Origin of the sequence: Pseudomonas sp. (genome assembly GCF_048269965.1) — a bacterium.
Taxonomy (GTDB): domain Bacteria; phylum Pseudomonadota; class Gammaproteobacteria; order Pseudomonadales; family Pseudomonadaceae; genus Aquipseudomonas.
The window spans coordinates 1-12,775 of sequence record NZ_JBLWTV010000011.1 but is presented as its reverse complement, the minus strand read 5'-3'; the positions used below and the strand labels follow the sequence as shown (position 1 = coordinate 12,775).

The following is a 12,775-nucleotide window of genomic DNA, read 5'->3' as shown; positions in this document are numbered from 1 at the left end:
TCAGCTCCTCTGCGGCAAGGTGTCGGTTTCGCCATCGTCCAGGCCTTCTTCGGCAGCCGACAGCGGACGCGCTGGCGTACGCGGCAGGCCGGGCCCACCCTCGGACGCTTCCTTGCCCTCGTCGATCTTCGGCCCCTTGCGCACCAGGCGCAGCATGTAGCCGATACCCGCACCGAACAGCACGAAATACACCACCACGAACAGCACCAGGGTGAAGCCCAGCTGCGCCGCGCTATGCCCTGACGAAGCATCGGCGGTACGCATCAGACCATGGACGATCCACGGCTGGCGGCCGATCTCGGTGGTGTACCAGCCCGCGAGGATGGCGATGATCCCGCTCGGGCCCATCCACACGGCCAGGTGCAGGAACGGACGGCAGGTATACAGCCGCTCGCCCCGACGCAGCCAGGTCCCCCAGAGGCCGACGAAGATCATCATCAGGCCCATGGCGACCATGATGCGAAAGGTCCAGAAGACGACGGTGGAATTGGCCCGGTCCTCCGGCGGGAAGTCCTTCAGCGCGGGCACCTGCTGGTCCAGGCTGTGAGTGAGGATCAGGCTGCCGAGCGCGGGTATCTCCACCTTGAAGCGGGTTTCCTCGCGCTCCATGTCCGGCCAGCCGAACAGGATCAGCGGCGTCGGCTCGTCGCCGACGTTCTCCCAGTGACCCTCGATGGCCGCGATCTTCGCCGGCTGGTACTTGAGCGTATTGAGGCCGTGCAGGTCGCCGATGAAGGCCTGCACCGGCGCCACCAGCAGGGCCATCCACAGCGCCATCGACAGCATCTTGCGGATGGCCGGGTTGTCACGCCCGCGCAGCAGGTGCCAGGCCGCCGAAGCACCGACGAAGAAAGCGGTGGCGAGGAACGCCGCCGTGGCCATGTGCGCCAGGCGATAGGGGAACGACGGGTTGAACACCACGGCGAACCAGTCCACCGGAATTACCCGCCCGTCGATGATCTCGAAGCCCTGTGGCGTGTGCATCCAGCTGTTGGAAGCGAGGATCCAGAAGGTCGAGATCAGCGTGCCGATGGCCACCATCACCGTGGAGAAGAAGTGCAGGCCCGGCCCGACGCGATGCCAGCCGAACAACATGACGCCGAGGAAGCCCGCTTCGAGGAAGAACGCGGTGAGCACCTCGTAAGTCAGCAGCGGCCCGGTGACCGCCCCGGCAAAGTCGGAGAACGCGCTCCAGTTGGTGCCGAACTGGTAGGCCATGACCAGGCCGGAAACCACGCCCATGCCGAAGTTGACCGCGAAGATCTTCGACCAGAAGTGGTAAAGATCGCGGTACAGCGTATTGCCGGTCTTCAGCCACAGCCCCTCGAGCACCGCCAGGTAGCTGGCCAGACCGATGGTGATGGCCGGAAAGACGATGTGGAAGGAAATGGTGAAGGCAAACTGGATTCGGGCGAGATCGAGCGCCTCTAGGCCGAACATGTCACATCCTCATTCAGGGTTATTTCGGCCCCAGCACGCAAAGCCGATCCATAGACTCCAGGTCTTGGAGTCACACGAGCTGAAATTGTTCTTATGGAAGTGGTATGCAGCCCAGAAGCTGCTGAGTAACGCGCGAAAAGGCGTATTGATCTGGATCAATGCGCACTAAAAGACTAGCCGCTAAAGGCCCAACTGGCGCTGTGGTGATTTGCCGCGCGACAGGCCACCGCAGCGTTCACCGAAAACAGCACGCTGCAAGCGCTTGTCGCGGCTCAAGCCCCTCCCACAGCCAGGCGGCGCGCAAAAAAAGGGCGGCCACGCGCTATGCGGGCCGCCCGAATCACGGAGTTGCTTACATCGAGTGATCGCGATGACTTGCAACCACCCGTATTGGATTACCGCTCGAGGATTGCAGTCACACCCTGACCACCGGCCGCGCAGATGGAAATCAGGCCGCGCCCCTCGCCGGCCACCGCCAGCAGCTTGGCCAGGTTGGCGACGATGCGTCCGCCAGTGGCTGCGAATGGGTGGCCAGCAGCCAGCGAGCTGCCCTTGACGTTCATCTTGCTGCGGTCGATGGAGCCCAGCGCGGCGTCCAGGCCCAGGCGCTCCTTGCAGTACTCGGCATCCTCCCAGGCCTTGAGCGTGCACAGCACCTGGGCGGCGAAGGCCTCGTGGATCTCGTAGTAGTCAAAATCCTGCAGGGTCAGGCCATTGCGCGCCAGCAGACGCGGTACCGCGTACACCGGCGCCATCAGCAGGCCCTCCTTGCCCTGGACGAAATCCACCGCCGCCGCCTCGCCATCGCGCAGATAGGCCAGCACCGGCAGACCACGGGCCTTGGCCCATTCCTCGCTGGCCAGCAGCACCAGCGAGGCGCCATCGGTCAGCGGCGTGGAGTTGGCCGGCGTCAGCGTGCCACGCGGACCACGCTCGAAGCAGGGTTTGAGGGTCGCAAGCTTCTCCGCGCTGATGTCCGGCCGCAGGTTCTGGTCGCGGGTCAGGCCGAGGAACGGCGTCATCAGGTCATCGTGCCAGCCCTCGGCGTAGGCCGCCGCGAGCTTCTGGTGACTGGCCAGCGCCAACTGATCCTGCTCGTCACGCGCGATGGCCCAGCGTTGCGCCATCAGCTCGCAGTGCTCGCCCATCGACAGCCCGGTGCGCGGCTCACCATTGCGCGGAATGTGCGGCGCCAGGTGGCGCGGGCGAATCTTCAGCAGGCTCTTGAGCTTGTCACCGGTGCTCTTGCCGCGATTGGCTTCCAGCAGAATCTGCCGCAGCCCCTCGTTGACGCCGATGGGGGCGTCGGAGGTGGTGTCGACACCGCCGGCGATGCCACAGTCGATCTGCCCAAGGGCGATCTTGTTGGCCACCAGAATCGCCGCTTCCAGGCCGGTGCCGCAGGCCTGCTGCAGGTCGTAGGCCGGGGTTTGCGGTGCCAGGCGCGAGCCCAGCACGCACTCACGGGTCAGGTTGAAATCCCGCGAGTGCTTGAGCACGGCACCGGCCACCACCTCGCCGAGGCGCTCACCATGCAGATTGAAGCGCTCCACCAGCCCTTCGAGGGCGCTGGTCAGCATCTCCTGATTACTCGCCCTGGCGTAGACGGTGTTGGAACGCGCGAACGGAATACGGTTGCCGCCTACGATGGCGACCCGGCGCAACTGGATCATGGGGACTCCTTGCTGGTCGAGAAATCGAAGAAACCTGTGGCGAACTATTGCCCGTCCGCCAGTTCCCAGAAACATGAGACTGACACTGTAGCCTTCTGGCCGCACAGGCTAAACCTCGGCAGGCCGCGAACATTGGCCGCCTTGCCGGCGCGTGAGGCAACAGGGTCAATTGCGCTTTGCCTGTCGCCGCGTACAGTGACACGACTTTCGATTCGCCCGCAGGAGCCCTTCATGTCCGATCGTTACCTCGCTTTCGCCAACTCCTCCACCGGCCGCCGCCTGGTTGGCGCCCTCGGCCTGCCGGCGCCTGTGCGCCTGGAACGCTGGATGGCTGGCCGCGTGCGACCGGTGGACGGCGCCCTGCTGCTGGGCGGTGAAGGCGAACTGCTCCAGGCCGTGATGCCCTTCGCCAACAAGCTCACCGATCAATTGTTCTCAGCTCGCGACGGCCAGCTCGATCTGCCCCGCTGGACCGCCGAGCACAGCCCCAAACTCAAGGCGCTGGTATTCGACGCCAGCCACCTGACCCGTTTCGAGCAGCTGATCGAGCTGCGCGACTTCTTCCAGCCCACCTTCAAGGGGTTGGCCAATAGCCCTCGCGTGGTGGTGCTGGGGCGTGCGCCCGAATCACTCAAAGACCCGATCGCCGCCAGCGTGCAGCGTTCACTGGAAGGTTTTACCCGCTCGCTGGGCAAGGAAATCCGTCGCGGTGGCAGCGTGCAATTGCTCTATGTCGGCAAGGGTGGCGAGCAGCAACTGGAAGGCGCGCTGCGCTTCTTCCTCTCGCCGAAAAGCGCCTACGTCTCCGGTCAGGTGCTGCATCTCGGCGCCTGCGGCGAACAGGTCAGGGACTGGACACGCCCATTGGCTGGCAAGAAGGCGCTGGTCACTGGCGCCTCACGCGGTATCGGCGCGTCCATCGCAGAAGTGCTCGCCCGTGACGGCGCCGAGGTCGTGCTGCTCGATGTGCCACAGGCTGCCGATGCGCTGCAGGCGCTGGCGGCACGCCTGGGCGGGCGCGCGGTGATCCTGGATATCTGCGCCGACGATGCGCCGCAGTGCCTGGTCGAGGCGTTGCCCGACGGCCTCGACATCGTCGTGCACAACGCCGGCATCACCCGCGACAAGACCCTGGCGAAGATGAGCGACGCGTTCTGGAACTCGGTAATCGACGTCAACCTCAAGGCGCCGCAGGTGCTGACCCAGGCGCTGCTGGACGCCGACAAGCTGCACGACAACGGCCGCGTGGTGCTGATCGCCTCGATCAGCGGCATTGCCGGCAATATGGGCCAGACCAACTACGCAGTGAGCAAGGCTGGCGTGATCGGCCTGGCTCAGGCCTGGGCGCCGGCACTGGCGAAGAAAGGCATCAGCATCAACGCGGTGGCCCCCGGTTTCATCGAAACCCAGATGACCGCCGCCATTCCGCTGGGCATCCGCGAAGCCGGCCGACGGATGAACTCCATGAGCCAGGGCGGCCTGCCGCAGGACGTCGCCGAAGCCGTGGCCTGGTTCGCCCAGCCGGGCTCGGGCGCGGTGAGCGCGCAGGTGCTGCGCGTGTGCGGGCAGAGTCTGCTCGGTGCCTGAGACCGTTGGGCTGGTGGGCTGAAGCGGATCGCCGCCCGGCCCACCCAACTGCCAGGGCATTTGGTGTAGGGTGCGCCGCGCGCACCGAGGCCATCCATTAATCCGGTGGGTGCACGGTGCGCGCGGCGCACCCTGCGGCGTCACGCCTTGCCGCGCTTGCGAAACTCCACCGGTGTTTCCCCGACCCAGCGCTTGAACGCGCGGTAGAAGGTGCTCGGCTCGGAGAAGCCGGTACGCTCGACTATCACTTCGATGCGCTCGTCGGTCTTGAGCAACAGCTCCTTGGCCAGGCGGCAGCGGTAATCGGTGATCAGATCATTGAAGCGCACACCGGCCATGGCCAGGCGCTCGCGCAGGCGCCGCGCCGGCATGTTCAAGCGCGCCGCCACCTGCTCCAGGGTGGCGCCACCATCGACCAACAGTTCGGCAATCAACTCACGCACCTGGCGCACCAGGTCCAGCCTCTCCACCTCCGCCAATTGCCGCCGCGCCAGCGACTCGTGCATACGCAACAATTCCGGTGCGGCGTGGCGCGAGACCTTGTCCAGCACCGCAGCATCGAACAGCAGTGCGCAGTCCTCGGCGCCGAGGCGCACCGGGCAACCATAAACCGCCAGATAGCGCTCAGCGGATGCGCCTTCGGCATGCATGAAACGCACTTCACGCGGGCGAAAAGCGTTTTCGGTCAAGGCCGCGAACAGACGGATCACCGCGCCCGCCAACATCTCCGGAAAATGGCGCGGCGTATCGGCTTGCAGGCCCAGCGTCAGCACGGCCATGTCGCCGTCCACATGCAAGTGCGCATTGAGGGTGTCGGAGAGCAGGCGTACGTAGCGCAGCGCATGGCGCAGGCCCGCGCCAAAGGTTTCGCTGGAGAGAAAAAGGTATTCCAGAAGCAGGCCATGGAAAGCAGGCAGATGCTGGGCCAGGTACAGCCCGACGTGCTCCTCGCCGCACTCTTCGCTGGCGGCCTTCCAGAACGCCGCCTGGGCCGCATGGGGAAAACGGCCAGCCGGCAGCCCGCCAGGAGGCAGGCCAACACGCACCAGCACGCGGTCGGGATCGGTTCCGCTGGCACGCAGGGCATCGATTACCGGGCGCATCAGCGCCACATCGTCGGTCAGATCACGCATGATTCCTGCTGTTCTTCTTATTAGTGAGCATTACTCGTGAACGGCGCCATCTTAGGGGCAGCGAGCCGCCGCGCGCAAACCGCGCATCAGACCGATTGACTGCCCTGCGTACGTGCTGGGCAGAACAGCCAATGTCAGCGCGGGTCTGAGGGTTAAGCTGCAGACATTCATTCGCCAAGGAGTTCGCCAATGGCCATCGACTGGCTCGATCTCGATGCACCACCGGCTCTGCCCGGTCTGTTCCTGCGCGCAGCCCTGCGCCGCAAGGTGACTGGCCGCCAACTGCCCGACATCGGTCTGCGCTGCCGCGTGGAGGCGGACCCGAAGCACCTCGCGCGCTATCGCCAGGTCTGCGCCATCGCAGACAGCCCGTACCTGCCACCTGTCTATCCGCACGTGCTCGCTTTCGGCCTGCAGATGAAGTTGCTCACCGACCGCCGCTTTCCCTTCCCGCTGCTGGGCCTGGTGCATCTAGAGAATCGTATCCGTGTGTTGCGTCCGCTGGGTGGGCTGGGGCCGTTCCAGATCAGCGTGCAGGTCGCCGATCTGCAACCGCACGACAAGGGCGCCACCTTCAGCCTGATCACCCGACTGAAAGACCAACTCGGCCTGCTCTGGCAAGGTGACAGCCGCATCCTTTGCCGCGCCTTGCGTCTCGAAGGGCAGGCGCAGCCCGGTGCCGAGCAAGAGCCGCTGGAGCTGTCGCCACTGACCGACTGGGCGGCACCCGCCGACACTGGCCGGCGCTATGCGCGCGTGGCCGGCGACTACAACCCGATCCACCTGTTCGCCGTGACGGCCCGCCTGTTCGGCTTCCCGCGCGCCATCGCCCATGGCCTGTGGAACAAGGCGCGCAGCCTGTCAGCCCTGCACGCGCACCTGCCGCAGAGCGGCTACGAGGTGGAGGTACGCTTCCAGAAACCCGTGTTGCTGCCCACCCACGTTGCCCTGCAGGCCAGCGAGTCTGCCGCCAGCGGCCAGTTCCGCCTGATCGGCGAGGGCGATATAGCGCATATGGCCGGGAGTTGGCAGCCGCTGGAAAGCTGATCTCCACTTCCGGTAGGAGCGGCTGGGCGGCATTGCGCTTCAACCGCGAAATGGATCGCGGCTGAAGCCGCTCCTACGCACAGACAAAAACTACTCCGTAACTTGCAGCGCGCGTCGTTCGAGCCGAAGCTATGCGGCTCGAACGGAGCCGCACCATGAACCTCGCCGAACTCACCGCCCGCATGCACGCCATTCGCGATCACAACGACTGGCGTCGTTACCAAAGCCCGAAGAACCTGGTCATGGCCGCCAGCGTGGAGATGGCCGAGCTGGTGGAAATCTTCCAGTGGCTGAGCGAGGAGCAGTCGCGCCAGTTGCCTGCCGATCAGCTCGCCCATGCCGGCCAGGAAGTGGCCGACGTGCTGCTCTACCTCCTGCAACTGTGCAGCGAGCTGGGCCTCGACCTGAACCAGGTGGTGCTCGACAAGCTCGCCGACAACGAACGGCGCTTCCTCAAATGAGCGACCGCCACTTCGACGAACTCGCCACCCGCTTCGCCGAGAAGATCTACGGCGGCGCCAAGGGTGCCATTCGCCTCGCCGTGTTGCAGGCCGACCTGGCCGAGGCGCTGCCGGATCGCCCGCTGCGGGTGCTGGACGTCGGCGCCGGCCTGGGTCACATGAGTCTGTGGCTGGCCCAGCGTGGTCACCAGGTCACTCTGGCCGAACCCGCCGAACCCATGCTCGAAGGTGCACGCCAGCGCTTCGCCGAAGCCGGACAGAACGCCACCTTCATCCAGGCGCCCTGGCAGGAACTGCTCGGCCAGCTGCAAGAGCCCTTCGATCTGGTGCTATGTCACGCCGTACTGGAGTGGCTGGCCGAGCCGGCGGCCATCCTGCCGGTGTTGCACCAGCTGACTGCAAGCAATGGCTGGCTGTCGCTGGCCTTCTATAACAAGGACGCGCTGATCTACCGCAACCTGCTCAAGGGTCATTTTCGCAAGCTGCGCAAGGAACACTTCGCCGGTGAGAAACAGAGCCTGACACCACAACAACCGGTAGACCCACGCGAACTGGCCACGCAACTCGTCGCCCACTGGCAGGTCGAAAGCCGCAGCGGCGTGCGCGTGTTCCACGATTACATGCCGCAGCAATTCCAGGCCAAGGCCGAGCTGATCGACTTACTGGAAATGGAACTGGCGCACCGCCGCCACCCCAGCTTCGAGGGGCTCGGCCGCTACCTGCACTGGATCTGCCGACCACGCTGAAGTCGTGGCGCAGGCGTTGGACGAAGCCGACAGTCCGGCGTAGCCTGAAGCCATCGGGGATGTCGCGCGCGACCACGGAGACGACCATGCGCACCGCCATAGCCATACTCATGCTGCCGCTGCTGGCCGCCTGCCAGAGCCAGAACCCTTACCAGGCCGAATCGCTGCCGATGCCACCGGCACCACCTGGCGCGGCGACGACCTTCGACCACAGCGCCTATCCCGCTGCGCCACGCGACTACGGTCGCTACCGCAGCTGGAGTTGGCTCGATGGCCGTGCGCCTGGTGGTGATCAACTGGCCGACAGCGTCAGCGCCGGCCTCGACCAGTACGGCCTGCGCCCGGCACTCAAGGGTCCTGGCGATGTGCTGGTCAACGCCCGGATCAGCCAGGAAACCCGCCTGCTCCAGTATCAGGACAACGTCGGTGGCTACTACGGCACCGGCAGCCACTGGGACCGCCACTACGGCGCCTACGGTAGCGTTCCTATCGTGCGCACCTACGAACAGAAAGTGGCGGTGGTACGCATCGAACTGATCGACCCACGCGACCGCCAGGTGGTCTGGTCAGGTAGCGGCGAAGCCGCGGCCGGCAAGGACCAGGCGGCGCAGGCCGACGCCATGCGCGCGGCCATCCGCAGCGCGCTGGACGGCTATCCCCCCTATTGATCGACTGCCCGGAGAGCATCATGCGTAACCTGTCCTACCTGATCGTGGCCTTGCTGCTCAGTGGCTGCGCCAGCGTCAGCCTGGAGCGCGACTTCGACCCCAGCCGCGATTTCGGCGCCTACCGCAGCTGGAGCTGGATGGACGACAAGCTCGCCTACCAACCCAATGACGCGCGCCTGAAGAGCGATATCACCGAGGCGCGCATCAGCCAGGCCGTCGCCGAACAGCTCGACCAGCGCGGCCTGCGCCAGGCGGCCGATGGTCAGAGTGACCTGAAAGTCCAGAGCGTGCTGATCGTCGACGAGCGCCAGGATCAGGTCACCACCCAGTACGGCGGTGGCTGGGGTGGTTATTGGGGCGGCTACTGGGGTGGCCCGGCCTTCACCGAAACGCGCCGCGTGAACTACAAGGTGGCGACCCTGCAGATCGACCTGTACGACGCCAAGGACGGCAAACTGGTGTGGCGCGGTAGCGGTGAGCAGGTGATGCGCAGCCAGCCGCCAACGCCTGCCGAGCGCGAACGCGCGATCCGCGAAACCGTCACCCAGGTGCTCTCGCAATATCCACCGCGCTGAACAAGGACCACCCGGCTTGAACGCACACCTGCAACACCGCCCGGCCACGGCCACCGATCTCGGCGACGTGGTCGGCTTCGCGCAGACCGTCGATGAACTGTTCTTCTGCTACCCCAAGGCCATCTGGCCGCTGAACGTCGGCCAGCTCGCTGCAGCCATCGCCGAGCGGCGTGAAAGCACGGTGGTGGAGCTGGATGGAAAAGTCGCCGGCTTCGCCAATTTCTACCAATGGCAGCACAACGCGTTCTGCGCCCTGGGCAACCTGATGGTGGCGCCCTGGGCGCGCAGCCAGGGCGTGGCGCAGTACCTGGTGGAGGTGATGGAACAGATCGCCCGCGAGCGCTACAAGGCGCCGCTGATGAAGGTGTCCTGCTTCAACGCCAATGCCGGTGGCCTGCTGCTTTACACCCGCCTCGGCTACCAGACCGTCGGCATCGTCGAACGCCGCGCCCCGGACGGCAGCCGCGTGGCCCTGGTGCAACTGGAAAAAGCCCTGCAGTAGCGCCCTATCCCTTCACCCCATTGCTCTCTCTGGAGTTACCCATGAATCAGATCAGCGGCTGGCTGCTGGCCTTGCCCTTCATCGCCGGCGCTGTGCTGCCTCTGCAGGCCGGCATCAACGGCCAACTGGCCCGCCAGCTGTCCAGCGTCTTCGCCGCAGCGCTGATCTCCTTCGCTGTCGGCAGCCTGGCGTTGCTGCTGATGACCCTGAGCCAGCGCGAGATGCCTGGTTTCGGCGCACTCAAGGAATTGACCTGGTGGCACTGGAGTGGCGGACTGCTCGGCGCCTTCTTCATCGCCACGGCGGCCTTCGCCGGGCCACGGGTCGGGGCACTGCTGTTCATGGTGCTGGTGATCGCCGGGCAATTGGCCATGGCCATTACCCTCGATCACTTCGGCTGGGCAGGTTTTCGCGAAGCGCCCATCACCTTTGGCAAGGTGGCGGGCTTGCTGCTGATCGTTGCCGGCATCTGGCTGATCCGCCGGGGGTGAAACCTCATTGGCGTTGCAGCCGGTAGAACAGATTGGGTTCGCTGGCCAGATAAAGATTTCCCTGTGCATCGAAGGTGACACCTTCGGCCTGCGGCACGCTGCCACGCAAGCCTGCGAAGCCCCGAAGCAGGGAACGGAAGCTGATCAGTTGCCCATCTTCGCCCAGCTCGATGAGCAAGCGTGATTCATCGCTCAGCAACACCAGATGGCCGGTGCGCTCATCGAAATGCACGGACGCCAGATCGCTGGCGAATATCCGGTGGTCTATCCAGTCCTGGCGATCGATCACTTCAAGGCCGAACTCACCCTGCAGGCTGCGTTTGAGGCCGCGAATCTCGTAGAGCTTGCGCGGTGAGTGTTCCTTGACGACGAACAAACGGTCGCCAGCCCGATCGTAGCCGAGCCCTTCAAAGCCCTGGTTGCCACCCAGATCGATACCAAGGGTCAGTGCACGATAATCGGCACGCTGCAGGGTCCCCTCAAGCTGCGGCACAGGCACCGCGACCAATGCTTGCTTGCGCTCTTCGGCCAGAAGCAGCAGGTCATCACCGAGGTAGGTCACCCCCTCGATATCCTGAAAACCATGCAGCGGATAGCGGCCCAGGACCTCGCCATCGAGGCTCAGCCTCAACAGTTGCTCCGGGTTGTTGAGCACGGCCCAGATCTGATGGCGGTCGTCGTCGTAGCTGAGACCAGAGAAATTATCGGAAACGCCGACGACCGGTTTGGCATCGACCTCGACCCGATACTCCGGCAGCCACAGGCTGCGGTGCGCCCAGTCATCCTGATGCCAGGACGTCGTGATCCAGAAATAGAGACGGTCGTCCAGGTGCATCGCTTTCATCTGGTAGGCAGCCAGCAGGGCCCCCAGCAGCAACGCCCATTTCCATGGACTCAGAACAGGAAGCTTTCCAAGCATCCCCTTGGCAGCGGACATCATCGCGTAGCGCTCGCTTGAAGGTGGATGGTGCAGTGTGCGGCGGATTTGTTGCAGTCATTCGAGACAACGCAGCCTGGGCTCTGACTGCCGGCAGAGCGGCGGGTTCGCCGCAGGCAGGCGGCAAAGGTAACAAGGTGTTGAGGACTGAACGGCGCAGGATGCTGGCCAATCGACACCCTTGCTGCAAGCAAAAAGCGCTATGCTCACGCGAGAGCATTCTGTGATCACAAAAATGACCGACGCCGAAGTACCGCGCCAACCCAATACCTTCGCCCTGTGGCGTGAAGTGGATGACACCCGCATCCGCACGCGTCTGGGAGGATTCTTCTACCTGCTTGCCTGGTTGCTGACCTGGGTGTTCAGTGCCGATCCTGGCAACCTGACGGCAAGCGGTGTGCTGGGCTGCACGGTGTTCGCCGCACTATTGGCTGCACGCCTGCTGCACCGTCCTGATGGAATCCACCATCCCGAGCAACTGCAGCGCTGGCTCGATCATCACTGGGGGCTGATACTTCTCACCGCCTTGTGCTGGGGGCAGGCTCACGCGCTGGCGCTATACAGCGACGCCTACAACGACTCGGAAATGATCGCCACCCTCGCCACGGTGGCCTTCGCTACGGCGATGACCTTCAACTTCGCCATGCGCCGTGGCCGCGCCCTGCTGGCCCTGGCCCTGCTCTACCTGCCGGGCCTGGCGGTGATGGCGCTGAATTGGCAGCACCAGCACGCGATGCTGATCACCCTGACCTTCTACCTCGGCTATCTGATTCTGGTGTTGGGCCGCAATCACCGTGAATACCGTGCGACCCTCGACCTGGAGCTGAAGCTGCTGGAGCAGCAGAGTCAGCTCGATCTGCTCAGCCGCACCGACAGCCTGACACAGCTGGGCAACCGCTATCAGTTCAACAACCTGTTCCCCAGCCTGGTAGCCAATGCGGTGCGCCAGGGCGAGCCGCTGTCGCTGGTGCTGATGGATATCGACTTTTTCAAGAAGGTCAACGATGAACACGGCCACGCCGGTGGCGATGCTTGCCTGAGCGCATTCGCCGAACGCATGCGCAAGGTGTTTCGCCGTGATGCCGATGCCCTGCTGCGCCTGGGTGGCGAAGAATTCGGCGTGCTGCTGCCGGGCACCACCCTGGCCCAGGCGTGGGATCTGGCCGAGCAATTTCGTCAGGAACTGGCAACGGAAGGCCTGCTGCTGGCCGGCCAGCGCCTGGAGCTGACCACCAGTCTGGGCGTCGGCTGCTTCAGCAGCAGTCATGACGGCGACGCCGACGCCTTCTTCAAGCGCGTCGACGGTGCGCTCTACCGCGCCAAACGAGAGGGCCGCAACCGCCTGGTTACGGCCGATCACTGAGGCTCCGCTGGATCGTGCGGGGTTTGGGTAGGGTGCGCCGCGCGCACCAGCAAGTCTGCGGGGATAAGCGGTGCACACGGTGTTCAGCCGGGGGACATGGTAAACACCTGTCGGGGGACATGGGTAACAGGTTGATGATCATGTTGCCCGTT

Annotated in this window: 13 protein-coding genes; 9 read left to right on the top strand and 4 right to left on the bottom strand. The window is 64.8% G+C overall.

The genetic code is table 11. The features are described from left to right. Together ACN0X6_RS14055 and ACN0X6_RS14050 are read right to left on the bottom strand one after the other, a co-directional pair. Positions 1–1,440, bottom strand: a complete 1,440-nt coding sequence (locus tag ACN0X6_RS14055; protein WP_417704792.1) for a cytochrome ubiquinol oxidase subunit I — start codon at positions 1,438–1,440, stop codon at positions 1–3. Between the two features lie 395 nt (positions 1,441–1,835). After that, positions 1,836–3,113, bottom strand: a complete 1,278-nt coding sequence (locus tag ACN0X6_RS14050; protein WP_417704790.1) for an acetyl-CoA C-acetyltransferase — start codon at positions 3,111–3,113, stop codon at positions 1,836–1,838. A 231-nt stretch (positions 3,114–3,344) separates the two neighbouring features. On the opposite strand from ACN0X6_RS14050, the gene ACN0X6_RS14045 reads away from it, so the two are divergent. Further along, positions 3,345–4,700 carry a 3-oxoacyl-ACP reductase gene (locus tag ACN0X6_RS14045; protein WP_417704789.1) on the top strand — a complete coding sequence of 452 codons (1,356 nt, stop codon included), beginning with the start codon at positions 3,345–3,347 and terminating at the stop codon, positions 4,698–4,700. Positions 4,701–4,840: 140 nt separating this feature from the next. Here ACN0X6_RS14045 and ACN0X6_RS14040 read toward each other — a convergent pair whose 3' ends face one another. Beyond that, positions 4,841–5,833 carry an AraC family transcriptional regulator gene (locus ACN0X6_RS14040; RefSeq protein WP_417704787.1) on the bottom strand — a complete coding sequence of 331 codons (993 nt, stop codon included), beginning with the start codon at positions 5,831–5,833 and terminating at the stop codon, positions 4,841–4,843. Between the two features lie 189 nt (positions 5,834–6,022). Between ACN0X6_RS14040 and ACN0X6_RS14035 the strand changes: the two genes are divergently transcribed. From ACN0X6_RS14035 to ACN0X6_RS14005, 7 genes are all read left to right on the top strand, one after another. Next, positions 6,023–6,880 (top strand): MaoC/PaaZ C-terminal domain-containing protein, encoded by an 858-nt coding sequence (locus ACN0X6_RS14035; RefSeq protein ID WP_417704785.1) that lies wholly within the window; start codon positions 6,023–6,025, stop codon positions 6,878–6,880. Between the two features lie 155 nt (positions 6,881–7,035). Further along, complete coding sequence (locus ACN0X6_RS14030) at positions 7,036–7,341, top strand: nucleotide pyrophosphohydrolase (RefSeq protein ID WP_417704783.1); 306 nt, start codon at positions 7,036–7,038, stop codon at positions 7,339–7,341. Beyond that, positions 7,338–8,087 carry a methyltransferase domain-containing protein gene (locus tag ACN0X6_RS14025; protein WP_417704781.1) on the top strand — a complete coding sequence of 250 codons (750 nt, stop codon included), beginning with the start codon at positions 7,338–7,340 and terminating at the stop codon, positions 8,085–8,087. Before ACN0X6_RS14030 ends, ACN0X6_RS14025 begins: the two co-directional genes overlap by 4 nt. A gap of 86 nt (positions 8,088–8,173) precedes the next feature. Further along, a complete protein-coding gene (locus ACN0X6_RS14020; RefSeq protein WP_417704780.1) occupies positions 8,174–8,755 on the top strand; it encodes a DUF4136 domain-containing protein in 582 nt (193 codons plus the stop codon). A 20-nt stretch (positions 8,756–8,775) separates the two neighbouring features. Continuing rightward, positions 8,776–9,330 (top strand): DUF4136 domain-containing protein, encoded by a 555-nt coding sequence (locus ACN0X6_RS14015; RefSeq protein WP_417704778.1) that lies wholly within the window; start codon positions 8,776–8,778, stop codon positions 9,328–9,330. Between the two features lie 16 nt (positions 9,331–9,346). Next, positions 9,347–9,832 (top strand): GNAT family N-acetyltransferase, encoded by a 486-nt coding sequence (locus ACN0X6_RS14010; protein WP_417704776.1) that lies wholly within the window; start codon positions 9,347–9,349, stop codon positions 9,830–9,832. A gap of 41 nt (positions 9,833–9,873) precedes the next feature. Beyond that, positions 9,874–10,323, top strand: coding sequence for a DMT family transporter (locus ACN0X6_RS14005; protein WP_160019317.1), 450 nt, complete (start codon positions 9,874–9,876; stop codon positions 10,321–10,323). A gap of 4 nt (positions 10,324–10,327) precedes the next feature. Here ACN0X6_RS14005 and ACN0X6_RS14000 read toward each other — a convergent pair whose 3' ends face one another. After that, positions 10,328–11,263, bottom strand: coding sequence for an SdiA-regulated domain-containing protein (locus ACN0X6_RS14000; protein WP_417704774.1), 936 nt, complete (start codon positions 11,261–11,263; stop codon positions 10,328–10,330). Positions 11,264–11,495: 232 nt separating this feature from the next. Between ACN0X6_RS14000 and ACN0X6_RS13995 the strand changes: the two genes are divergently transcribed. Further along, on the top strand, positions 11,496–12,623 hold the full coding sequence (locus ACN0X6_RS13995) for a GGDEF domain-containing protein (protein WP_417704772.1): 1,128 nt from the start codon (positions 11,496–11,498) through the stop codon (positions 12,621–12,623). Positions 12,624–12,775: the final 152 nt, after the last annotated feature.

Excerpts from the sequence above, each read along its gene's own strand:
- ACN0X6_RS14055 (WP_417704792.1), bottom strand. The coding sequence starts at position 1,440 with ATGTTCGGCCTAGAGGCGCTCGATCTCGCCCGAATCCAGTTTGCCTTC.
- ACN0X6_RS14050 (WP_417704790.1), bottom strand. The coding sequence starts at position 3,113 with ATGATCCAGTTGCGCCGGGTCGCCATCGTAGGCGGCAACCGTATTCCG.
- ACN0X6_RS14045 (WP_417704789.1), top strand. The coding sequence starts at position 3,345 with ATGTCCGATCGTTACCTCGCTTTCGCCAACTCCTCCACCGGCCGCCGC.
- ACN0X6_RS14040 (WP_417704787.1), bottom strand. The coding sequence starts at position 5,833 with ATGCGTGATCTGACCGACGATGTGGCGCTGATGCGCCCGGTAATCGAT.
- ACN0X6_RS14035 (WP_417704785.1), top strand. The coding sequence starts at position 6,023 with ATGGCCATCGACTGGCTCGATCTCGATGCACCACCGGCTCTGCCCGGT.
- ACN0X6_RS14030 (WP_417704783.1), top strand. The coding sequence starts at position 7,036 with ATGAACCTCGCCGAACTCACCGCCCGCATGCACGCCATTCGCGATCAC.
- ACN0X6_RS14025 (WP_417704781.1), top strand. The coding sequence starts at position 7,338 with ATGAGCGACCGCCACTTCGACGAACTCGCCACCCGCTTCGCCGAGAAG.
- ACN0X6_RS14020 (WP_417704780.1), top strand. The coding sequence starts at position 8,174 with ATGCGCACCGCCATAGCCATACTCATGCTGCCGCTGCTGGCCGCCTGC.
- ACN0X6_RS14015 (WP_417704778.1), top strand. The coding sequence starts at position 8,776 with ATGCGTAACCTGTCCTACCTGATCGTGGCCTTGCTGCTCAGTGGCTGC.
- ACN0X6_RS14005 (WP_160019317.1), top strand. The coding sequence starts at position 9,874 with ATGAATCAGATCAGCGGCTGGCTGCTGGCCTTGCCCTTCATCGCCGGC.
- ACN0X6_RS14000 (WP_417704774.1), bottom strand. The coding sequence starts at position 11,263 with ATGATGTCCGCTGCCAAGGGGATGCTTGGAAAGCTTCCTGTTCTGAGT.
- ACN0X6_RS13995 (WP_417704772.1), top strand. The coding sequence starts at position 11,496 with ATGACCGACGCCGAAGTACCGCGCCAACCCAATACCTTCGCCCTGTGG.